Origin of the sequence: Actinacidiphila cocklensis (assembly GCF_907177275.1) — a bacterium.
In the GTDB taxonomy this organism is placed as follows: domain Bacteria; phylum Actinomycetota; class Actinomycetes; order Streptomycetales; family Streptomycetaceae; genus Actinacidiphila; species Actinacidiphila cocklensis.
Genome location: NZ_CAJSLV010000030.1, coordinates 1 through 626 on the forward strand (window position 1 = coordinate 1; position 626 = coordinate 626).

Genomic DNA, 626 nt, shown 5'->3' on the forward strand with positions numbered 1-626 from the left:
GCACTGGGGTGCGTGGGCGCCGGCGGCGCTGCGCGCTCGGCCGGGCTCGCCCGCGGCGCTCGTGGCGGCATCCGGGCCGCGGGCCGCGGTTCCGGCGCTGCGCGGGCCGTCGGGCTCGGCTGTGTCGCCGGCGAACTGGCCGCTGCCGGGGTCGTCCTGCTCGGCGGCGTCCGCGGCGGCGGGCGGTCGGGCGTGCTCGTCCGCTTCGCCGATGTCGGGCTCGGACGGGTGGGTGTCCGCGCCGCTGCTGGGGCGGGCAGGCTCGTCCGTGCCACCGGCGGTGGCATCCGCGCCTGGGGCCGCGGTCCCGGCGCTGTGCGCGTCGTCGGGCTGCCCGCTGCCGGGGGCGTCCTGCTCGGCGGTGGAGGCGGAGGTCTCCGCCGCCTCGGCCGCCTGGAAGGCGGCGGCTTCCGCCGCCATGGCCTCGCGGCGCTTGCGGCGGGCCGCGGCGGCGTCGCCGCGCGGGGCCGGGGCCACCGGGCTCTCGCCGCGCTCGATGGACCGGACGGCCGCCGCGAGGCCGGCGAGGTCCACCGGCGGGAGTCCCGCGGGCCGGGCCTTGCGGCCGGACCCGGGGGGGGGGCGGGTGGTCCTAGCGGGGCCCTGTCCGGGTCCGGGGAGCGGGG

The 626-nt window shown here is 83.2% G+C and carries 1 pseudogene; it reads right to left on the bottom strand.

Going from position 1 to position 626, the window contains the following annotated elements:
- Window positions 1-534 (bottom strand): annotated as a pseudogene (locus NFU81_RS04915) (hypothetical protein); the annotation flags it as partial.
- Window positions 535-626: the final 92 nt, after the last annotated feature.